Here is a 22,030-nt window from a genome sequence, read left to right on the forward strand (position 1 = left end):
CCCCATGGAGCAATTTCGCAATATCGGCATTATCGGTCGCCTGGGCAGTACCCAGGTGTTGGACACCGTCCGCCGGCTGAAGAAGTTTCTGCTCGAGCGCCACCTGCATGTGATCCTCGAAGACACCATCGCTGAAATCCTCCCTGGCCACGGCCTGCAAACCTCGTCGCGCAAGATGCTCGGCGAGGTGTGCGACATGGTCATCGTGGTCGGTGGCGATGGCAGCCTGCTCGGCGCTGCCCGGGCGCTGGCGCGCCATAACGTGCCGGTGCTGGGGATCAACCGCGGCAGCCTGGGCTTCCTCACCGACATCCGCCCCGATGAGCTGGAAGTCGAAGTGGCCAAGGTGCTCGACGGCCATTACCTGGTGGAGAACCGCTTCCTGCTGCAGGCCGAAGTGCGCCGCCATGGCGAGGCGATCGGCCAGGGCGATGCCCTTAACGACGTGGTGCTGCACCCCGGCAAATCCACGCGCATGATCGAGTTCGAGCTGTATATCGACGGCCAGTTCGTCTGCAGCCAGAAGGCCGACGGCCTGATCGTCGCCACACCCACCGGTTCTACCGCCTACGCGCTGTCGGCCGGCGGCCCGATCATGCACCCCAAGCTCGATGCCATTGTGATCGTGCCGATGTACCCCCATATGTTGTCCAGTCGGCCAATTGTGGTCGATGGCAACAGTGAGCTGAAAATCGTGGTGTCCAAAGACATGCAAATCTACCCGCAAGTCTCCTGCGACGGGCAGAACCATTTCACCTGCGCCCCCGGTGACACCATCACCGTGAGCAAGAAGGCACAGAAGTTGCGCTTGATCCACCCGCTGGATCACAACTACTACGAAGTGTGCCGCACCAAGTTGGGCTGGGGCAGCCGCTTGGGAGGTGGAGGCGACTGATGCTCGATCCCGCGCGTAGCTACGACCTGATTGGTGACGTGCACGGTTGCGCTCATACCCTTGAGCACTTGCTCGACCAATTGGGTTACCACAAGCAGGGCGGCACTTGGCGCCATCCGTCACGCATGGCGGTGTTCCTGGGCGATATCATCGACCGTGGCCCGCGCATCCGTGAGGCGCTGCATATCGTCCACGATATGACCGAGGCCGGCCAGGCGCTGTGCATCATGGGCAACCACGAGTTCAATGCGCTGGGCTGGACCACGCCGGCCCCGCCGGGCAGCGGCAAGCAGTTTGTGCGTGAGCACAACCCGCGCCACGCCCGCTTGATCCACGAGACCCTGACCCAGTTCGAACACCACCCGGCTGATTGGCACGACTTCCTCGGCTGGTTCTACGACATGCCGCTGTTTGTCGATGCCGGGCGTTTCCGCGTGGTGCACGCGTGCTGGGACGACAGTTTTATCCAGCCGCTGCGCGCCACCTTCCCGGATGGCTGCATCGACCCGCACTTCCTGCAAGCCGCCGCCGTACCGGGCAGTTTCGCCTGCAATGCATTCGACCGCCTGTTGCGCGGCACCGATATGCGCCTGCCCGATGGGCTCACCCTGACCGGTGGCGATGGCCTGACGCGTTCGTTCTTTCGCACCAAGTTCTGGGAAGACGACCCCAAGACCTACGGTGACATCGTGTTCCAGCCCGACGCCTTGCCGGAGCCGGTGGCACGCACGCCGTTGTCGTCCACACAAAAGAATTCTTTGCTGCGCTATGGCGTCGATGAACCGTTGTTGTTCGTCGGCCATTACTGGCGTAGCGGCAAACCCGCGCCGATCCGCCCGAACCTGGCCTGCCTGGACTACAGCGCGGTGCTGTACGGCAAGCTGGTGGCGTATCGACTGGACCAGGAAACCCAGCTGGATCCGCGTAAATTCGTATGGGTCGACGTTGAGCGACCAGAGGCCATTCCATGAGTACCGTAGCTGTATTGCGCTTGCCCCTGAGCGTCGACCTGGGTGGTTTCGTCAAGTTGCTGCACCGCATGCAGGTGCCGCACCGCGTCAGCGAGGAGGCCGGTGAACAGGTGCTGTGGGTGCCCGAGGCCATCAGCGACGACGTGCGCGTGCTGTATCAACGTTTCCCCGCTGGCGACCCCGACCAGCAACTGGACATTCCCGAGCAGGCGCCGGTTGCGCGGCCAGGTTTTGTCCAGCAGGTGCGCCACAGCCCAGTCACCGCGCTGGTGCTGTTGGCCAGCCTGATTGTGGGTGCGGTGACCCTGCTGGGTGAAAACCTGCAAACCATGGCCTGGCTGACCTTCCTGCCGTTCCGGGTGCTGGGCGAGTACATCCAGTTCACGCCGTTGGCTGACACCCTGGCCTCGGGGCAGTGGTGGCGCCTGGTCACGCCGATGCTGATCCACTTCGGCATCCTGCATCTGGCGATGAACGGCATGTGGTACTGGGAGCTGGGTCGGCGCATTGAAGCGCGCCAGGGCAGCATCAACCTGCTGGGCCTGACCCTGTTGTTCAGCCTGGTCTCCAACTACGTGCAATACGCCTACGGTGGCCCCGGCTTGTTTGGCGGCTTGTCTGGCGTTTTGTACGGCCTGCTCGGGCACTGCTGGATCTTTCAATTATTGTCGCCCAACCCGGCCTATCGCCTGCCCCGTGGGGTGCTGGTGATGATGCTGGTGTGGTTGTTGCTCTGCCTGTCGGGGCTGGTCTCGATGATCGGTTTCGGCGAAATCGCCAACGCGGCCCATGTGGGCGGGTTGGTCATCGGTTGCTTGACGGGTTTGCTCGGCGGTTTGTACAACCGTCGCAAAGCGTCTCTTTGATAAGGAAGAGCCTTATGTCCTCTTTTGCTGAAATGATCGAAAACATCACCCCGGACATCTACGAGAGCCTCAAGCTCGCGGTAGAGATTGGTAAATGGTCCGATGGCCGCAAGCTCACCGCCGAGCAGCGCGAATTGTCGTTGCAAGCGATGATCGCCTGGGAGATCCAGAACCTGCCCGAAGAGCAGCGCACCGGCTATATGGGCCCGCAGGAGTGCGCGTCCAAATCCGCGCCAGTACCGAATATCCTGTTCAAGTCGGATGCGATCCATTGATTGAAATTGGTCGCGGTGCAGTCAGCAAAATGTCGGCGCAGCTCGGTGAGCCGACCGTTCAATACGCCTTTCGCTTAGGAAGCACCGAGGTGCCGGTCAATCCGCTGATCGGTACCCATATCCGCCTGGAATACCTGGGCGCGATTCATTGCAGCCATTGCGGGCGCAAGACCAAGACCAGCTTCAGCCAGGGCTACTGCTACCCCTGCATGACCAAGCTGGCCCAGTGTGACCTGTGCATCATGAGCCCCGAGCGTTGCCATTACGACGCCGGTACCTGCCGCGATCCGGGCTGGGGCGAGACATTCTGCATGACCGACCACGTGGTGTACCTGGCCAACTCGTCGGGCATCAAGGTCGGCATTACGCGTGCTACGCAGTTGCCCACCCGTTGGCTGGACCAGGGCGCCAGCCAGGCGCTGCCGATCATGCGCGTGGCGACACGCCAGCAATCGGGCTTCGTCGAAGACCTGTTCCGCAGTCAGGTGGCCGACAAGACCAACTGGCGCGCCTTGCTCAAGGGCGACGCGCAAGCGGTGGACCTCAAGCAGGTGCGTGATGGGCTGTTCGCCTCTTGCGCCGAGGGCTTGCTGGGTTTGCAGGAACGCTTTGGCCTGCAAGCCATCCAAACCATTGCCGACATCGAGCCGATTGAAATCCGCTACCCGGTCGAGCAGTATCCGACCAAGATCGTCAGCTTCAACCTGGACAAGAACCCGATTGCCGAAGGCACGCTGCTGGGGATCAAGGGCCAATACCTGATCTTCGACACCGGCGTCATCAACATTCGTAAATACACGGCCTATCAGCTCGCCGTGCATCAGTAGAAGGATCCCCAGCATGCGCACCGAACAACCGAAGATGATTTACCTTAAGGACTATCAGGCGCCGGACTACCTGATCGACGAGACGCACCTGACCTTCGAGTTGTTCGAGGACCACAGCCTGGTCCACGCGCAGCTGGTGATGCGCCGCAACCCCGAGCGCGGCGCCGGTTTGCCGCCATTGGTGCTCGATGGCCAGCAACTTGAGCTGTTGAGTGTCAACCTGGCCGACCAGCCGTTGACGGACGCTGACTACCAGCTGACCGACAGCCACCTGACCGTGCAGCCCAAGAGTGAGACCTTCACCCTCGACACCACCGTCAAGATCCACCCAGAAACCAACACCGCCCTGGAAGGCTTGTACAAATCCAGCGGTATGTTCTGCACCCAGTGCGAGGCCGAAGGTTTCCGCAAGATCACCTATTACCTCGACCGCCCGGACGTGATGAGCGTGTTCACCACCACGGTGATCGCCGAGCAGCACAGCTACCCGGTGCTGTTGTCCAACGGCAACCCGATCGCCAGCGGCCCCGGTGAAGACGGCCGGCACTGGGCGACCTGGGAAGATCCGTTCAAGAAACCGGCGTACCTGTTTGCGCTGGTGGCCGGTGACCTGTGGTGCGTTGAAGACAGCTTCACCACCATGACCAACCGCGAAGTCGCGCTACGCATCTACGTCGAGCCGGAAAATATCGACAAGTGCCAGCACGCCATGACCAGCCTGAAAAAATCCATGCGCTGGGACGAAGAGACCTACGGCCGCGAGTACGACCTGGACATCTTCATGATCGTCGCGGTCAACGACTTCAACATGGGCGCCATGGAGAACAAGGGCCTTAACATCTTCAACTCCAGCGCCGTGCTGGCCCGCGCCGAAACCGCTACAGACGCCGCTCACCAGCGCGTCGAAGCCATCGTCGCCCACGAATACTTCCATAACTGGTCGGGCAACCGCGTGACCTGCCGCGACTGGTTCCAACTGTCGCTCAAGGAAGGCTTCACCGTGTTCCGTGACTCGGGCTTCTCTGCCGACATGAACTCGGCCACGGTCAAACGCATCCAGGACGTGGCGTACCTGCGTACCCACCAGTTCGCTGAAGATGCCGGCCCCATGGCCCACGCCGTGCGCCCGGACAGCTTTATCGAGATCTCCAACTTCTACACCCTGACCGTGTATGAAAAGGGCTCGGAAGTGGTCGGCATGATCCACACTTTGCTCGGTGCCGAGGGCTTTCGCAAAGGCAGCGACCTGTATTTCGACCGCCATGACGGCCAGGCCGTGACCTGCGACGACTTCATCAAGGCCATGGAAGACGCCAACGGCGCCGACCTCAGCCAGTTCAAGCGCTGGTACAGCCAGGCCGGTACCCCGCGCCTGGCGGTGAGCGAAGCCTACGATGCGGCGGCCAAGACCTACAGCCTGACCTTCCGCCAGAGCTGCCCACCCACTCCGGATAAGGTCGAGAAGTTGCCCTTCGTGATCCCGGTGGCGCTGGGCTTGCTGGACGGGCAGGGCGCCGGCATTGCCTTGCGCCTGGCCGGTGAAGCGACGGCGGGCGACACTTCGCGGGTAATCTCGGTAACCGAAGCGGAACAGACCTTTACCTTCGTCGACATCGCTGAAAAACCCTTGCCTTCGTTGTTGCGTGGTTTCTCGGCGCCGGTGAAGCTCAGCTTCCCCTACAGCCGCGATCAACTGATGTTCCTGATGCAGCACGACAGCGACGGTTTCAACCGCTGGGATGCCGGCCAGCAGTTGGCCGTGCAGGTGTTGCAGGAGCTGATCGGCCAGCATCAGGCGGGCCAGCCGCTGAAGCTTGATCAACGCTTGATCGACGCGCTGCGCACGGTGTTGAGTGATGAAAGCCTGGACCAGGCCATGGTCGCCGAAATGCTCTCGTTGCCGAGCGAAGCCTACCTCACGGAAATCAGCGAGGTGGCGGATGTGGACGCTATCCACGCTGCCCGCGAGTTTGCCCGCAAGCAACTGGCCGACAACCTGTTCGAAGGCTTGTGGCTGCGCTACCAGGCCAACCGCGAGCTGTCCAAGCAAACGCCTTACGTGGCAGAAGCCGAGCACTTCGCCCGGCGTGCGCTGCAGAACATCGCGCTGTCGTACCTGATGCTCAGCGGCAAGCCAGAAGTGTTGGCGGCCACCCTGGATCAGTTCGACACCAGCGATAACATGACCGAACGCCTGACGGCGTTGGCGGTGTTGGTGAACTCGCCGTTCGAAGCAGAGAAAGCCCAGGCCTTGGCGGTGTTTGCCGAAAATTTCAAGGACAACCCGCTGGTCATGGACCAATGGTTCAGCGTACAGGCCGGCAGCACCTTGCCGGGCGGGCTGGCGCGGGTCAAGGCGTTGATGGAGCACCCGGCGTTCACCATCAAGAACCCCAACAAGGTGCGCGCACTGGTGGGCGCATTTGCCGGGCAGAACCTGATCAACTTCCATGCGGCGGATGGCTCGGGCTATCGCTTCCTGGCCGACCTGGTAATCCAGCTCAATACCTTGAACCCGCAGATCGCCTCGCGCCAACTGGCGCCGCTGACACGCTGGCGTAAATACGACAGCGCCCGGCAGGCGCTGATGAAGGCGGAGCTGGAGCGCATCCTGGGCGCAGGTGAACTGTCCAGCGATGTGTTTGAGGTGGTCAGCAAGAGCCTGGCGTAACCCTCACTGCCTTAACGCGATCCCCCTGTGGGAGCGGGCTTGCTCGCGAAGGCGGCGTGTCAGTCGACATCAGTATGACTGACCCACCGCTTTCGCGAGCAAGCCCGCTCCCGCATTTAGGTCAGGAGGCGTCAGTTTGATAAGCGTCGTAGCTGCGGCGCGTGCGCTCTATCTCTTCGACCAATCGGTCAATGCCCGCCAATCGTGCCCGGTTGTCATGATCCCAGGGATGAAAGCCCGGCTTGAAGTAATGCAGCCACGGCCGGCACATCCGTGGAAACACACCCTTGGGCCCATACAAGAACTTCACCATGCGCCACAAGCCCTTCAGCGTGCCGCCCGAAGTGCGGTCGGCGATCAACAGGCGCACGTGAAAATCCAGCACCACCACCCAGAACAGCACGCTGGTGGTCAGCATGGTGCCGGTGCGCAGCAGGTAACGTGCAGGCCCTGGCTTGATCACCCTGTTCCACACATCGAACGCCACGGCTTTGTGTTCGGTTTCTTCCAGGGCGTGCCAGTACCACATCTGCTGGTAACCCTTGAGTGAGTCGCCAAAGCGCGAAGGGTCGCTCAGCAGGATTTCCGCGAGCATGGCGGTGTAGTGTTCCAGGGCGATGGTCACCGCCAGGTTGAACGACGCCGGCAGGTGTTTTTTCTGCAGGTCGAGGAAGAACTTCAGGCGTCGGTCGAGGGAGTGCGCCGGCAGGCCGGCCGCTTGCAGCAAGTCGTTATACGCCACGTGTTCACGGCTGTGCATGGCCTCCTGGCCGATAAACCCCTGGATCTCTTTTTTCAGTTCGGCATCGTCGATCTGCCCACGGTAGTGGCGCACGCTGTCCATGAAGAACAGCTCGCCCTGGGGAAACAGCAGCGACAGGGCATTGAAGAAATGGCTGACCACAGGCCCTTGTTCGTGCCAGTTCTTGATGCGCTCGGCAGGCAAGGCAAAACGGATATCGCGACGGATCGGCAACATGGTGCGTGCTCCTGTTCAGAGTCGAGGCTCGTCGTTGGTTTCAAACACCGGCGTGCGCGGCTTGGGCGCCATGCGCTTGCTGGCAAACACCACCAGCGCCTGATAGGCCGCAGGCAGGCAACGGGCGAGCAGGTCGAGGAAATAGGCATCGCGGCCAATCAGCACGCGACGCTTGTTTTTGCGTACGCCTTGCAGGATCACTTTGGCGGCCTGGTCGGCGTCGGTGATGAAGAGTTTTTCGAAATCGGTGCGGGCTTGTTGCTCGCTGTGGATGAGAAAACCGGTCATGTTCGCGTCGATGCGGCTGCTGCGGCAGATATCGGTACGAATGCCACCGGGGTGTACACAGGTGGCCGAGACGCCGCAGCGTTGCAGGTCGAGTTCCTGGCGCAAGGCTTCGGTGAAGCCGCGTACCGCGAACTTCGTAGCGTTGTAGCCGCTCATGCCGGGCTGGGCGAACAGGCCGAACACGCTGGACGTATTGATGATATGCCCGTCGCCGCTGGCCTTGAGGTACGGCAGGAATGCCTTGGTGCCATGCACCACTCCCCAGAAGTTGATGCCGACGATCCATTCCAGGTCGGCGTAATCCACGCCTTCGACGGTGCTCGACAGCGCCACCCCGGCATTATTGAAGACCAGGTTGACCTTGCCGTGCTCGGCCACGCAGCGTGCTGCCCAATCGTGCATGGCCTGGCGGTCGGACACGTCCAGCACTTGGGTGGTGACAGTGACGGGCGACAAGGTCGAGGTGCGGATCAGCGCCAGGGTCTGTTCCAGGCCCTGGCTGTTTTTGTCTGCCAGCGCCAGATGACACCCTTCCCGCGCCAGGGCCAGGGCCAATGAGCGGCCCATGCCGGACGCCGCGCCGGTGATCGCCGCAACGCGGCCGTTGAATGACTTCATGACAGGCTGCCTTCTGTGGTGGAGTGGGGCGTTGCAACCGCTCGCGGCAGGGCGGGCGCCGGCGCCTGGCTGACGCTGTAGTCTTTGAGGGCAAAATGCCGGGTGACCTGCTTGAAGCGCCAGGTCGAGCCGGGCCACAGCGTGGTGTTCTTGCCGGTGCGCGGGTCGAGGTACCAGCTCTGGCAGCCGCCGGTGTTCCAGATGGTGCGCTTGAGCTTGTCCTGCAACTGCTGGTTGTAGGCGTGCTCCACGGCGGGCTTGACCTCTACCGTGGTAAGGCGCTGGCGCTGCATGTGTTTCAGGGCGTCGAGGATGTACGCGACCTGGGCCTCGATCATCAGGATCATCGAGTTATGCCCCAGGCCAGTATTGGGGCCCACGATCAGAAACAGGTTCGGGTAGCCCGGCACGGTGGTGCCTTTGTAGGCATGGGCGCCATCGCGCCAGGCATCCATCAGGTCGATGCCGTCACGGCCGATGATGCAGCCACGGGGCAACGGGTCGCTGGCCTGGAAACCCGTGCCGAAGATCAGGCAATCGGCGGGGTGCTTGATACCGTCGGCGGTGATCACGCCGTCGGCTTCGATGCGCAGCACGTTGTCGGTGACCACCTCAACATTGCTGCGCGAGAGTGCCGGGTAGTAATCGTTGGAAATCAGCACGCGCTTGCAGCCGATGGTGTAGTCCGGCGTCAGGGTTTTGCGCAGGGAAGGGCGGGCCACTTGTTTGCGCAGATGGCGCAGGGCGATTTTCTGCACCATTTTCATCAGGCGTGGATGCAGGGCAAAGCCCACCACGCGGCCTTCCAGTGCCCAGTAAAGCGCAGCACGCACCAGCTTCTGGGTGAGCGGTACATGCTTGAACAACCAGCGCTCGGCAGCGGAAATCGGCCGATCAGGCTTGGGCATGATCCACGGCGGTGTGCGCTGGAACAGGTCCAGGTGCGCCACCTGCGGGGCGATCTGCGGCACGAACTGGATGGCGCTGGCACCGGTGCCGATTACCGCCACGCGCTTGCCCTTCAAGGAGTACTCGTGATCCCACTGCTGGGAGTGGAAGCGCTTGCCCTTGAAACTGTCCAGCCCTGGGATATCTGGCATTGCCGGGCGCGACAAGCCCCCCATTCCCGACACCAGCACCCGTGCGCTGACGTGGCGGCCGTTAGTGAAGGTCAGTTGCCAGCGCTGCTGTTGTTCATCAAACAGCGCCCGTTGCAGGCCCATGCCAAAGCGCAGGTAGGGCGCCAGCTTGAAGCGCCTGGCGCAGTCTTCCAGATAGGCGCGTATCTCGGGTTGCGCCGCGAACTGTCGCGTCCAGTTCGGGTTGGGCGCAAAGGAAAACGAATACACATGGGACTGCACGTCGCAGGCGCAACCTGGGTAGTGGTTGTCGCGCCATGTACCGCCGAGGGTCTGGGCCTGTTCGGCGATAAAGAAGTCGGTGAGCCCGGCTTCCTTGAGTTTGATCGCCATGCACAGGCCCGCGAACCCGGAGCCAATGATGGCGATGTCGATTGAGTCACTGGGGGCATTCATAGGGCTGCCTCATCAATAAAGCGCTTGGGCATCGGATGTGCTCCTGTTTTGTTTTGTCTTTTAGATAGAACACCATTGCAAAGTAAAATTGAATTATTTATTTTAAAAAAGATTTTAAATAATCTACCTGAAAAATTCGCCTACGCTAGGGCCTTGTTGCGCATGAGCGATTTGTCCGACGGACGAACGTGGTATGCATGAAGTCTAGGTCCAGGGTGTGGACGATGGCTGGGGCCAGATCAATTCCGGTCGGGTCGCCAGCAGCAGGGAAGCAGAGGACCGAGCTATGGCTGTCGAGTGGGTTGTCGCTGCGGGTGTGCTGGCGGGCGCCAGTGCGGCGTTATGGGGCTTGAGTGCCTGGATGACGCGGCGCATTGAAGCGACCGTGCCGATCAACGGGCGTTTCGTCGAGGTGGATGGCGAGCGCTTTCATTATGTCGAAGAGGGCAAGGGCCCGCCGCTGGTGATGATTCACGGGCTGATGGGCAGCAGTCGCAACCTGACCTATGCCTTGTCCGGCCAGTTGTGTGAGCATTTTCGGGTCATCAGCCTCGACCGGCCGGGCTCAGGCTATTCCACCCGGCACAGCGGCACGCCGGCAGACTTGCCGGCCCAGGCGCGACAAATCGCGGCCTTCATCAAGACGCTGGATCTGGGCAAACCGCTGATACTGGGGCACTCCCTGGGCGGAGCGATTGCCCTGGCGCTGGCCCTCGACCATCCTCATGCGGTGTCCGGGTTGGTGCTGGTTGCGCCCTTGACTCACCCCCAACGCATGCTGCCGCTGGTGTTCCTGTCTCTGGCCGTGCGCCCGGCCTGGCTGCGGCGCTGGGTGGCGCACACCTTGACCTTGCCCATCGGGCTGCTGACCAAAGACTCGGTGGTGAAGGGCGTATTTGCCCCCGATCCTGCGCCGCCGGACTTTGCCACCCGTGGCGGCGGTTTGCTGGGCATGCGCCCCGACAATTTCTACGCCGCGTCCACCGAGATCAACCGGGTCAACGACCACCTGCCGGAGATGGTCAAGCGCTACTCCCGATTGACCCTGCCCATCGGCCTGATCTACGGCGCGCAGGACAAGGTGCTCGACTTCCAGAAACACGGCCAGGCCCTGGCCAGCAAGGTGCCAGGGCTGAAAATGCAAGTGATCGAAGGCCGTGGGCATATGTTGCCCATCACCGCCACCGAGCGCGTGGCGGCGCTGGTGGAGCAGGTGGCCAAGCGGGCTCGCCCCGGCGAGAGCGTCCGGCCGTTAAACCCACCTGTCGCCCTGGCGAGCCAGTAACAGTGCCACCTGACTGCGGCGCCTGGCGTTGACGCTTGCCCCTGAGCACCTGACCAAATGGCTGAAAAAAGAGACTGCTCGGTCACGGAAAAAAGGGCTGGAGAAACTAGTTGACGACCTAACGATTCCGCGCTATTTATTTAAAAAAATTATTTCAATGTGTAATTTGAAATTATTTTTGAAATGCCTAAGAGCGAATAAAATAATGAAAAAAACGCCTTTTATCGCATGCATGATTTCTCGCAGCAGTCAGCGCACCGCTGCCGCATTGCCTACCGAATGTGTGCGGAGGCTGCCATGAACCAGACTCTGGCAGCTGCGACCGTGTGGGCCGACGGCAAACGCCACCTGTGGTGGCTGGGCATTATGCCGCTGGCGACGCCCTTGCTCTCCGGCGCCCTTGCCATCACCACAGGCGTGCAACAACTGTGGTGGGTGGGCGTGCTGGTGATCTTCGGCTTGATCCCGCTGATTGACGGCCTGCTCGGCGAAGACGTCAGCAACCCGCCCGAATCTGCGGTCAGCCACCTTGAATCCCAACGCTACTACCGCTGGATCGTCTACACCGGCGTGCTGTTTGTGATTGCCTCGGTGGTGATCACCGGTTGGCTCGCTGCGGGCGGTATCGACTGGATCATCAACGGCGGCCTGTTGCGGGCCACGGCCACCCTGGAACCCTCGAACTGGCTGGCCAGGACCGCCGCGTTCATCACCGCCCGCACTGAACTTCACGGTGCAGTCAGCTGGTTGACGTATGTGGGCATGGCCATGTCCACCGGGGCCGCCACCGGCATTGCCATCAACACCGCCCATGAGCTGGGGCACAAACCCAAGCCTCTGGAAGTGTTCCTGGCCAAGGTCACCCTGGCGCCAACCTTCTATGGCCACTTTTACACCGAACATAACCGTGGCCATCACGTACGGGTCGCCACGCCGGAAGACCCGGCCAGCTCGCGCCTGGGTGAAAGTTTCTGGGCATTCCTGCCGCGTTCGGTGTGGTTCAGCGCTGTGTCGGCCTGGAACCTGGAGCGCGAACGCCTGCGCAAACTCGGCCTGCCGGCCCTGCACTGGAAGAACGCGGTGCTCAGCGCCTGGATGTACAGCGTGGTGTTGTGGGGCGCAATGATTGCCTGGCTGGGGGCGGCGGTAATTCCGTTTCTGATTATCCAGGGCATCTACGGGTTCTCGTTGCTGGAAGTGGTGAACTATGTCGAGCATTACGGCCTCAAGCGTCAGAAGTTGCCCAATGGCCGTTATGAACGCTGCTCGCCGCGTCACTCGTGGAACAGTAATCGAATTGTCACCAATATCTTTCTGTTCCAGTTGCAGCGGCACTCCGATCACCATGCCAACCCCACGCGCAGTTATCAGTCGCTGCGTCACTTTGATGAATCACCGCAACTTCCATATGGCTACGCCAGCATGATTGTCTGGGCTTATGTGCCGTACTTGTGGCGGCGTCGCATGGACCATCGTGTACTGAATCACTATGCCGGCGATATCAACCTGACCAATCTTCAGCCGTCAAAGCGTTTGAAGTATCTGGAGAAGTACAGCGGTAGTGCCAAGCCGTTTTGAGATGAAGTAAGCCTTCAGGGTGTACTCGGGATCTGTGTATCGCGCGGGTCCTTGTCGCCCGGCGTTTTGAGTGCAAGAACCTGGTTTGACCCTACAACAATAATTTCAAGGGAAGGACGTACACCATGCAAAGTTCTGCCAAGTTCACCGCCCACATCTTCTTGGCGGCCATGGGCCTGATTGTGTATCACCAGGCTCAGGCTGCGCGTATCGAACCCGCTGGCAGTGCCTTCACTGCCCAAGGACCTATCAGCTTTTCCAAAGGCAAGCTCATCAGTGCCGACTGCACCATCAAGGTAGCCGGCAAGGTTGCAGCCGATGGTTCATCGGTGAATGTCGACAAAGTCGAGTTCGACGGTGGCCTCAAGTGCAGCCGTGTCGAAGCCATCAACTTGCCTTGGGTGTTAATCGCCAAAGATACAAAAAGCGGCTCCATGTCGAAGATCAGCGTGGACGTGCATGCCTTTGGCCTGGGTGGCAAGTGTGGGCCGTCGACGGCCGACGGTACTTGGGATAACGCCACCGGCAAGTTGGAAGCCGCCGATGTTGCGATTGGCGAAGACTGCAAGATCAAGACGGTGTCGATCAAGATGCCGGCCAACTTCAAAGTTGTCGAATAACACGTTCCGACAGTTGTAGCGGTAAATGCATTGAAATTTGGCTGGAAAGGGAAGTTCTGCAGTTTCACCGTGACCTCTCGATCATGGCCATTACCCCTGGCGAAATGAATCGCCATAACATGTGAGGAAAAACAATGAAAAGCTTGAAAACCCTCGTTTGTGCAACTTCGTTTGCTCTGTGCTTTGGTGCCGCCTCCATGGCGAGCGCGGCGTCCGTTTCTCCAGACGGTCCGTTCTCGACTAATGCCGGTACCATCGTGGTGAAGTCGCCCTCATCCTTCGGTGCGGCAGTGACTTGCGGCATTACCTTTACCGGCAACGTTAGCGGTGGCGTGGCTTCTATCAACGGTGCGTCCTTGACCGGCGGTGGCCTGTGCGCACTGCCCACGCTGACTAACCTGCCTTGGGTTCTTACCGCAGCGACGGGCACCACCGGCACCGTGACCAACGTAGGCTACAAAATCTCCTCGATTCCGGCCACTAACTGCGGCCCTACCACCATTGCCGTGGCGTGGACTCCTGGTACCAAAACACTTTCGGCCACCAATCAGTCGCTGACCGGCAACTGCACCGTCGTATCGCTGAATGTTGTTGCCCCGACGCTGACGGTTAACCCGTAAGCATGTGACTCCAGAGGGCTGATCACCCGTGAAAGGCCGATGCCTCATGCGAGGCATCGGTTGGGCAGGGTACTTACGGTGTGCCTGCGGCCACACGACCCACCGGCAGGGGCCGGGCGAAATAATAATAAGGAGCAGCGCATGAATAATAAGAAACAACACGCTCACACGTTACTGGGGTTGGCGCTGTTGGGAGGTTTGATGACCACGGGACATGTGCAGGCGGGCGGCTTCTCCACGCCAACCTACGGTGCGCCTGGCTGGGGCCGCGCGTTTGGCGGCGGTTCATTGTTCAAGAACGACCCCAGTGCCGCGTACAACAACCCGGCGGCCATGGCGTTCATCGATTCAACTATCGCGCAGCAGACTGTCGATTATGCCCGGGTCAAGATCAAATATTCGGGTCAGGCTTTTGACCACAACGGTAATCCTGTGACCAATACGCCGGTATTGGATGATCAGGGCAGCATGGGCGATCCGACGCTCAATAACAATAACGGGGGGCAAGGTGGCTTTACCGCGTGGCTGCCAACCGGTTTCCTGGTGATCCCCATCGGCGACCGCTTTGCGTTTGGCTTGAGCCAGGTGGTCCCCCAGGGCATGAGAACAACTTGGAACGAAGACTCCAAGCTGCGGGATTTTGCAGTCGACACCAAAATTGAGACCGTTGGCCTGACAGGCTCACTGTCGTTCAAGGTCAATGACCAGTTTTCGGTCGGCGGTGGCGCCATCGTCCAACGCAGCCAGGGATTTGTCAGCCAGAACGTCGACTTGCTGGCAGCGGCGGACGTCTCTCCCGGACTCGGCGGGACCGGCTTTCCGACCGGTGTAGGGCATTCGTTGATGCGTGTGAAAGTCGATAATATCTCGGTCGGTTGGTTTGGCGGTGTGGTATGGAAGCCGACGGCGCAAGACACACTGGGCTTGAACTATCACGCCAAAATCAAAAACAAGATGACCGGCAAATACAATGTCTATACGGATGCTATCGGTCGCAACGCGATGACCAATCCTATTGGACCGAACGGCGAAACATTGGTTGAAATGGCGTATCCGGGGCTGAAGCTTTTCCCGGACGGGGCGCATGCCAGCACTCAGTTGGATATTCCGGCTACTGCGGCGATTGACTGGGTCCACCAGTTCAATGATCGCTGGACATTAGGTGTCAGCGCCCAGTGGACTGAATGGTCTTCGTTCAAAGACCTGACACTCAAGTCGCAAGGCTCGACTATTGTTGCCATCCCGTACAACTACAAGAACGCCTGGATGACCTCGATCGGTGGCGACTATAAAGCCACTGACGAACTTACCCTGCGTGCCGGTGTAGCTTACGACCAGACACCTACCCGTAACTCCACGCGTGACCCCCGGATCCCTGACGGCGACCGCTATTTCTTGGCGTTTGGTGCCGGTTATGACATCAAGGCTGTGCCTGGTCTGTCAGTGGATGCCGCGTATTCGCACCAATTCGTCCAGAAGGTCAATCTGAAGACCAAGAACGTTGATCGTCTCGGAGCCGCCCAACTGGACGGCAAAGCCGAATCATCAGGTGATGTGGTCAGTCTGTCGGCTACCTACAAGTTCTAAAGGGCACGTGGAGCAGTTGTCGAGCAGGGTTCCCAGTGCACCTGGAGACCCTGCCGGGGCTGTTTAGGCTGTTCTGGTTTCTTATTCCACAAGGCTGAGTCGTTCAGCCTGATTTTTTTCGTCAACATACTAAATAAAAATTTCAAAACATTATTTGAATTTATGATTTGAAGTTTGTAGTGTGGTTTTACGCCCTGAATCAAGTAGAGGTATCCCCATGCTTATCTGGTTATTGGTGGGTCTCGCCGCCGCGATTGCCCTGGCGTATCGACAAGCCGCCGCCACCCTCTGGCTGGGCGCTGGCCTGGTCTGGTTAGCGGCGGGTTATCTGTTCAACGCGGTGGCCGTGCCGGGCATTACCCTGGCGGCGGTATTGGTGGTGGTGCCCGCCTTGGTGCTGGCAATCAAACCCCTGCGCCGCAAGCTGCTGACTACCAAGGCCTTGGGCCTGTTTCGTACAATCATGCCGGCGATGTCCGATACCGAGCGTGCGGCCATCGAGTCCGGCACGGTGTGGTGGGATGCCGAGCTGTTCAGCGGCAAACCCGACTGGCAGCGCCTGCTGCAAGCCGCGCCGGCCAGCCTGAGCGCCGAGGAGCAAGCTTTCCTCGACAACGAAGTCGAAACCCTGTGCGACATCGCCAACGACTGGGAAACCACGCAAGTCTGGCAGGACATGTCCCCCGAGGGCTGGCAGTACACCAAGGAGGCCGGGTTCCTCGGCATGATCATTCCCAAGCAGTACGGCGGCAAAGGCTTCTCCCACTACGCCCATTCCCAGGTGGTGATGAAGCTGTCGACACGTTGCTCGGCGGCAGCCATTTCGGTGATGGTGCCCAACTCCCTGGGGCCGGCCGAGCTGCTGCTGCATTACGGCACCGACGCTCAGCGCAACTACTACCTGCCGCGCCTGGCACGCGGTGACGATATTCCGTGTTTCGCCCTGACCAGCCCGTATGCCGGCTCCGATGCCGGCGCGATCCCTGACCTGGGCATCGTCTGCAAAGGCATGCATGAGGGCGAGGAAGTACTGGGTTTCAAAGTGACCTGGGACAAGCGCTACATCACCCTCGGCCCGATTGCCACGGTGCTGGGCCTGGCGTTCCGCGCCGAAGACCCGCAGGGCTTGCTTGGCGCGCCAGGTTCCCTGGGCATTACCTGTGCGTTGATCCCCACCTCCCATCCAGGGGTAAACAGCGGCCGGCGTCACTGGCCGTTGAATGCGGTTTTCCAGAACGGTCCTACTACCGGCAAGGATGTGTTCATTCCCTTGGAGTGGGTGATCGGTGGTCGCGAACAAATCGGCAACGGCTGGCGCATGTTGATGGAATGCCTGGCGGCAGGCCGGGCGATTTCCCTGCCATCGGCCAACGTCGGCCTGGGTAAAGTGGCGGTGCGCGGTACCACAGCCTATGCGGCGATGCGCAAGCAATTCGGCCTGCCCATCGGCAAGTTCGAAGGTGTACAGGCGCCGCTGGCGCGCATGGCCGGGCATCTGTATGCCTGTGATGCGGTGCGCAAGGTGTCGGTGGCATCCCTGGACGCCGGCGAGAAACCGTCGGTGATCTCGGCCATTGCCAAGTACCACGTCACCGAGCGGGCGCGCATCATCGTCAACGACGGCATGGACATCGTCGCCGGCAAAGGCATCTGCATGGGCCCCAATAACTTCCTCGCCCGTGCCTACCAGCAAAGCCCCATCGCCATTACGGTGGAAGGTGCGAACATCATGACCCGCTGCCTGATCATCTTTGGCCAGGGCTTGATTCGTTGCCATCCCTACGTGTTCCGCGAGATGGAAGCGGCGCACAACCCCGACCGGCGCAAGGCCCTGGAAGACTTCGACAGCGCAATGTTTGGCCATGTGAGTTTTGTCGTGGCCAACACTGTACGCGCAGCGGTGCATGCCCTGACCGGCGGACGCCTGATTGCGGCCCCGGCCAAGACCGACTCGGCGCTGGCTGCCTACTACCGCCAGGCCAATCGGCTGTCGGTGGTGCTGGCGCTGATCTCGGATATTTCCATGGGCGTGCTGGGCGGTGCCCTCAAGCGCAAGGAAAGTATCACCGGGCGCCTGGGGGATATTTTGTCGCAGTTGTACATCTTGTCTTGCGTGCTCAAGCGCTTCGAGGATGACGGCAGGCCCCAGGCGGACTTGCCGCTGGTGCACTGGGCGGCCCAAGACGCCTTGTTGCGCGCCCACGAAGCCTTGGCCGAAGTGCTCGACAACTACCCTTCAAAGCCCGCAGCAGCAGTGGTGCGGGCGTTGAGTTTTCCGTTTGGCATCCCGCAGCGCAAACCGTCGGATCGCCTGTTGGCGCAGGTGGCGGAGGTGGTGCAGACCCCTGGCGAAACCCGCGACCGTTTGCTGGCCAACTCCTACATTCCCCGTCCGGAAGTCGACAAGCTGGCCTACGGCGAATTGGGTTTCCGTTTGCTGCCCCAAGTGGAGCTGATCGAGGCGCGGCTCAAGCCCGCCATCAAGCAAGGTCTGCTCGGTCCGCTGCCGATCTCTGCCACGGCCTTCACCGACTGGCGCGTGAAGGCGCGGGCGCTGGATTTGATCAGCGACGACGAAGACGCCTTGCTGGCGCGCTATGTGGAATACGCCGACCACGGTATCCAGGTGGACGACTTTCCCCAGGACTTTGGTTTGCTGGAGGCCCTGCAGCAGCGTAAGCAGGCGCTCGAGCCGGTGGCCAAACGGCGCAGCGCTCCGGTCAATTAAGAGAACCCCGGTCCACCTGTGGGAGCTGGCTTGCCTGCGATGGCATCACCTCGGTTTGACTGATACACCGAGTCGTCGGCATCGCAGGCAAGCCAGCTCCCCCATTCGATCGGGTTTACAAGACAGCCATTGTGTTGTGAGTGGAACCTCTATGAGTGACAGCTACCTTTCGTTCGTCAATTCCCCCTGGGGCCGGCGTCTGGCCCAGGCGGTCGGCTTGCCGCAACCCTTGCCCCTGCAACGGCATCGCAGCGGCCAAGCCGGCCTGGCTAATCCTGTGATCATCGCCGGGGCAGGGCGCCTGGTGGCCTCGGTGCAGCGCGTGTTCAGCGCCACCGACACCGTCGCCGCGACCCCGGCGACGCTCAAGGCACCGTCCACGGTCAAGGTGCAAGGCGCGGTGTTCGACGCCAGCGGCGTGACCGACCTGCAACAGCTGGATGAGCTCTACCTGTTCTTTCACAGCAATGCCAAGCGCCTCGGCCAGCATGGCCGAGTAGTGGTGCTCGGAACGGCACCCGAGCATTGCGACGACTTGCCCCAGGCCATCGCCCAACGCGCCCTTGAAGGCTTGGTGCGGTCGCTGGCCAAGGAACTGCGCCGCGCGATCACCGTGCAACTGCTGTACGTGGCGCCGGGCGCGGAAGACGCGCTGGACAGCAGCCTGGGGTTTTTCCTGTCGCGCCGTTCCGCCTATGTCTCGGGGCAGGTGGTGCGCCTGGAAAAACCGGTCGATGGCCATGCCGCCATCAACTGGGACAAACCCTTTGCTGGCAAACGCGCCCTGGTCACCGGCGCCTCCCGTGGCATCGGCCTGGCGATTGCCCAGGCGCTGGCGCGCGACGGTGCCCATGTGGTGTGTGTGGACGTGCCCCAGGCCCAGGAAGCCTTGCAGCAGGCGGCGACCAGCGTGAGCGGTTCGGCGTTGCCCCTGGATATCACCGCCGCCGACACCGCCTCACTGTTGCAAACCCACGTCAGCCAATACGGCGCCTTTGATGTGGTGGTGCACAACGCCGGGATCACCCGCGACAAGACCATCGCCAAAATGACCGAGGCCGCCTGGCGCAGTGTCCTGGCGGTCAATCTCGAAGCGCCGTGGCAGCTCAGTGAGGCTTTGCTCGACAGTCAGGGTTTGAACCCTGGTGGGCGCATTGTGTGCGTGTCGTCGATTTCCGGTATCGCCGGCAACCTGGGGCAGAGCAACTACGCCACGTCCAAGGCCGGGGTGATCGGCCTGGTACAGGGCCTGGCGCCGCGTGCGGCAGCCCGGCAGGTCACGGTGAACGCGGTGGCACCCGGCTTTATCGAGACCCAGATGACCGCGAAGATCCCGCTGATGATCCGCGAAGCGGGGCGGCGCATGAATTCGTTGTCCCAGGGCGGGCAACCCATCGACGTGGCCGAGACCATCGCCTGGCTGGCGCATCCGGCGTCGGGCGGCGTCAATGGCCAGGTGGTGCGGGTGTGCGGCCAAAGCCTGTTGGGAGCCTGACCCATGGACTACGTGACACAGATCATCGACCCACCGCCGTCGCGCACGCAGTTGTTGCTCGACGGCCTGCGCGCCTTGCGCAAACCCAAGCCCGACGGTGCGCCGCCATTGCCCACCGCACGCCTGGTGCGCAGCGCGGTGGAGCTTTCGTCGGCCGGTATCGCCGCTTACTCACGGGCGTGTGGTTTTCGTCGCGAGCAGGGCGTGCCATTGTCCTATCCCCATGTGCTGGCGTTCCCACTGCACCTCATGCTGCTGACTCGGCCAAGCTTTCCGTACCCGGCCAGTGGCATGGTGCACCTGGCCAATCGTATTCGTCAGCACCAGCGCTTGCACGAGGGCCAGGCGTTGCGCCTGGAGGTGTATTGCGAGCGCTGGGTGGCCCATCTCAAAGGGCAGGCGTTGAGCATTGCTACCCGTGCCTACAGCCAGGAAACCCTGGTGTGGGAAAGCGATAGCCTGTATTTGCGCCGTGACGTCAGCAATCCGGTGGGTGAACCCTGGAATGACCCTCTGCCGCTAAAGGAAGACGGCCTGTTACGCACCCAGCGCTGGGTACTGCCCGCCGACCTGGGGCGACGCTTTGCCAAGGTCTCGGGGGATTTCAATCCCATTCACACGTCGGTCATCGGTGCCAGGCTCTTCGGCTTTCGTCGCGCCATCGCCCATGGCATGTGGACCCTGGGCCGCGCATTGGCAGCGCAACAGCCGCCTGGTGGCCTGGACCAGGCCGAGGCACATTGCGACTTCAAATTGCCGATCTTCCTGCCCGGCCAGGTCGCCCTGTGGCTCCACCCGGCGAGCGGGCCACGGCGCGAGTTCGAAGTGCGCAATTTTGTCGGGGACAAGCCCCATATGCGCGGGCTATTCATTTGGAAAGAGAGCCAGCAATGAGTGACTACAGTTTTACCCCGGCCCCGACCCGCCGCGTGGCGATTATCGGCGGCAACCGTATTCCATTTGCGCGCTCCAACACGGTGTATGCCCACGACAGTAACCAGGACCTGCTGGTCGCCGCCCTGCAAGGGTTGGTGGAGCGCTACAACCTGCACGGCCAACGCCTGGGCGAGTTTGCCGCCGGGGCGGTGATCAAGCACTCGCGGGATTTCAACCTGGCGCGCGAGGCGCTGTTGTCCACCACGTTGTCTGCGCAAACCCCTGCCTATGATGTGCAACAAGCCTGTGGCACAGGGCTTGAAGCTGCGCTGCTGGTGGCGAATAAAATCGCCCTCGGCCAGATCGAAGTGGGCGTTGCCGGTGGTGCTGACACCACCTCCGACGCGCCCATTGGCATCAACGAGTCCTTGCGCCATACCTTGCTCGCGGCCAATCGCGCCAAAAGCCTGGGCGACAAGCTCAAGGCCTTGATGAAAGTGCGCCCATCGATGCTGTTCAAACCACTGCTGCCGCGCAATGGCGAGCCGCGCACCGGGCTGTCCATGGGCGAGCACTGCGAAGAAATGGCCAAGCGCTGGCAGATCAAACGCCTGGCCCAGGACGAGCTGACCCTCACCAGCCACCAGCGCCTGGATGCGGCTTATAAACGTGGCTTCTTCGACGACCTGATCAGCCCCCACCGCGGCTTGGCCCGTGACAACAACTTGCGTGCCGATATCAGCCTGGAAAAGCTCGCCGGCTTGTCGCCGGCCTTCGACCGCCAGAACGGCACGCTCACCGCCGGCAACTCCACGCCCCTGACCGATGGCGCCTCGGTGGTGCTGCTGGCCAGTGAAGAATGGGCCGCCGCCCATGGCTGGCCGGTGTTGGCCTACTTGCGCACGGGCGAAACGGCTGCGGTGAATTTTGTCGACGGCACCGAGGGCCTGCTGATGGCGCCGGCTTACGCCGTGCCACGCATGCTTGCGCGGGAAGGCTTGAGGTTTGCCGACTTCGATTTCTTCGAGATCCACGAAGCGTTCGCCGCCCAGGTGCTGTGCACGCTCAAGGCCTGGGAAGACCCGCAGTATTGCCGCGAGCGACTCGGCCTTGACGCCCCCCTGGGCGCCATCGACCGGGCCAAGATGAACGTCAACGGCGGCTCACTGGGTTGCGGCCATCCCTTTGCGGCCACCGGTGGCCGGCAGCTGGCGACGCTGGCCAAGGCTATCCATGAACGCGGTGGCGGTCGCGGCCTGATCTCGATCTGCGCGGCGGGTGGGTTGGGCATCACCGCCATCGTCGAAAAGTAGCGC

The 22,030-nt window shown here is 61.4% G+C and carries 18 protein-coding genes; 15 read left to right on the plus strand and 3 right to left on the minus strand.

Annotated elements, in window-relative coordinates:
* Positions 1-4: 4 nt before the first annotated feature.
* The 6 genes from GH769_RS08900 to pepN are packed head-to-tail and all read left to right on the plus strand — an operon-like array spanning position 5 to position 6,505.
* Complete coding sequence (locus GH769_RS08900; RefSeq protein WP_003217892.1) at positions 5-895, plus strand: NAD(+) kinase; 891 nt, start codon at positions 5-7, stop codon at positions 893-895.
* Complete coding sequence (locus GH769_RS08905) at positions 892-1,866, plus strand: metallophosphoesterase (protein WP_162236638.1); 975 nt, start codon at positions 892-894, stop codon at positions 1,864-1,866. Before GH769_RS08900 ends, GH769_RS08905 begins: the two co-directional genes overlap by 4 nt.
* The gene (locus GH769_RS08910) at positions 1,863-2,732 is read left to right on the plus strand and encodes a rhomboid family intramembrane serine protease (protein WP_019820232.1); all 870 of its coding nucleotides are present in this window, start codon (positions 1,863-1,865) and stop codon (positions 2,730-2,732) included. The genes GH769_RS08905 and GH769_RS08910 overlap by 4 nt, the downstream gene beginning before the upstream one ends.
* Positions 2,733-2,746: 14 nt before the next feature.
* Positions 2,747-3,007, plus strand: coding sequence for a YeaC family protein (locus tag GH769_RS08915; RefSeq protein WP_003190750.1), 261 nt, complete (start codon positions 2,747-2,749; stop codon positions 3,005-3,007).
* Entirely contained in the window at positions 3,004-3,834 is an 831-nt protein-coding gene (locus GH769_RS08920; RefSeq protein ID WP_032903556.1) for a DUF2797 domain-containing protein, read from the plus strand. The genes GH769_RS08915 and GH769_RS08920 overlap by 4 nt, the downstream gene beginning before the upstream one ends.
* Before the next feature lie 13 nt (positions 3,835-3,847).
* Positions 3,848-6,505, plus strand: coding sequence for an aminopeptidase N (gene pepN, locus GH769_RS08925; RefSeq protein ID WP_019820227.1), 2,658 nt, complete (start codon positions 3,848-3,850; stop codon positions 6,503-6,505).
* Positions 6,506-6,626: 121 nt separating this feature from the next.
* Here pepN and GH769_RS08930 read toward each other — a convergent pair whose 3' ends face one another.
* The 3 genes from GH769_RS08930 to GH769_RS08940 are packed head-to-tail and all read right to left on the minus strand — an operon-like array spanning position 6,627 to position 9,925.
* On the minus strand, positions 6,627-7,484 hold the full coding sequence (locus GH769_RS08930; protein WP_019820224.1) for a metal-dependent hydrolase: 858 nt from the start codon (positions 7,482-7,484) through the stop codon (positions 6,627-6,629).
* A gap of 15 nt (positions 7,485-7,499) precedes the next feature.
* Positions 7,500-8,390 (minus strand): SDR family oxidoreductase, encoded by an 891-nt coding sequence (locus tag GH769_RS08935; RefSeq protein ID WP_032903558.1) that lies wholly within the window; start codon positions 8,388-8,390, stop codon positions 7,500-7,502.
* Positions 8,387-9,925 carry an NAD(P)/FAD-dependent oxidoreductase gene (locus GH769_RS08940; protein ID WP_032903561.1) on the minus strand — a complete coding sequence of 513 codons (1,539 nt, stop codon included), beginning with the start codon at positions 9,923-9,925 and terminating at the stop codon, positions 8,387-8,389. Before GH769_RS08940 ends, GH769_RS08935 begins: the two co-directional genes overlap by 4 nt.
* 286 nt (positions 9,926-10,211) lie before the next feature.
* Here GH769_RS08940 and GH769_RS08945 point away from each other — a divergent pair, with 286 nt between their 5' ends.
* The 9 genes from GH769_RS08945 (at position 10,212) to GH769_RS08985 (ending at position 22,027) form a co-directional block, all read left to right on the plus strand.
* The gene (locus GH769_RS08945; RefSeq protein ID WP_032903562.1) at positions 10,212-11,210 is read left to right on the plus strand and encodes an alpha/beta fold hydrolase; all 999 of its coding nucleotides are present in this window, start codon (positions 10,212-10,214) and stop codon (positions 11,208-11,210) included.
* A 297-nt stretch (positions 11,211-11,507) separates the two neighbouring features.
* On the plus strand, positions 11,508-12,788 hold the full coding sequence (locus GH769_RS08950) for an alkane 1-monooxygenase (protein ID WP_014718291.1): 1,281 nt from the start codon (positions 11,508-11,510) through the stop codon (positions 12,786-12,788).
* 125 nt (positions 12,789-12,913) lie between these two features.
* Positions 12,914-13,408: an alkane oxidation protein activator PraA gene (gene praA / locus GH769_RS08955; RefSeq protein WP_019820220.1), complete on the plus strand. Its 495-nt coding sequence runs from the start codon at positions 12,914-12,916 to the stop codon at positions 13,406-13,408.
* Between the two features lie 134 nt (positions 13,409-13,542).
* The gene (gene praB / locus GH769_RS08960) at positions 13,543-14,028 is read left to right on the plus strand and encodes an alkane oxidation protein activator PraB (protein ID WP_014718293.1); all 486 of its coding nucleotides are present in this window, start codon (positions 13,543-13,545) and stop codon (positions 14,026-14,028) included.
* A 141-nt stretch (positions 14,029-14,169) separates the two neighbouring features.
* Positions 14,170-15,615 carry an outer membrane protein transport protein gene (locus GH769_RS08965; RefSeq protein ID WP_014718294.1) on the plus strand — a complete coding sequence of 482 codons (1,446 nt, stop codon included), beginning with the start codon at positions 14,170-14,172 and terminating at the stop codon, positions 15,613-15,615.
* 217 nt (positions 15,616-15,832) lie between these two features.
* Positions 15,833-18,343, plus strand: coding sequence for an acyl-CoA dehydrogenase (locus tag GH769_RS08970; protein ID WP_020301538.1), 2,511 nt, complete (start codon positions 15,833-15,835; stop codon positions 18,341-18,343).
* A gap of 151 nt (positions 18,344-18,494) precedes the next feature.
* Entirely contained in the window at positions 18,495-19,838 is a 1,344-nt protein-coding gene (locus GH769_RS08975; protein WP_103452261.1) for a 3-oxoacyl-ACP reductase, read from the plus strand.
* A 3-nt stretch (positions 19,839-19,841) separates the two neighbouring features.
* Complete coding sequence (locus GH769_RS08980; protein ID WP_032903186.1) at positions 19,842-20,732, plus strand: MaoC/PaaZ C-terminal domain-containing protein; 891 nt, start codon at positions 19,842-19,844, stop codon at positions 20,730-20,732.
* Positions 20,729-22,027: an acetyl-CoA C-acetyltransferase gene (locus tag GH769_RS08985; protein ID WP_032903187.1), complete on the plus strand. Its 1,299-nt coding sequence runs from the start codon at positions 20,729-20,731 to the stop codon at positions 22,025-22,027. Before GH769_RS08980 ends, GH769_RS08985 begins: the two co-directional genes overlap by 4 nt.
* Positions 22,028-22,030: the final 3 nt, after the last annotated feature.

The organism is Pseudomonas sp. CFSAN084952 (assembly GCF_009648855.1).
Lineage (GTDB): Bacteria > Pseudomonadota > Gammaproteobacteria > Pseudomonadales > Pseudomonadaceae > Aquipseudomonas > Aquipseudomonas paracarnis.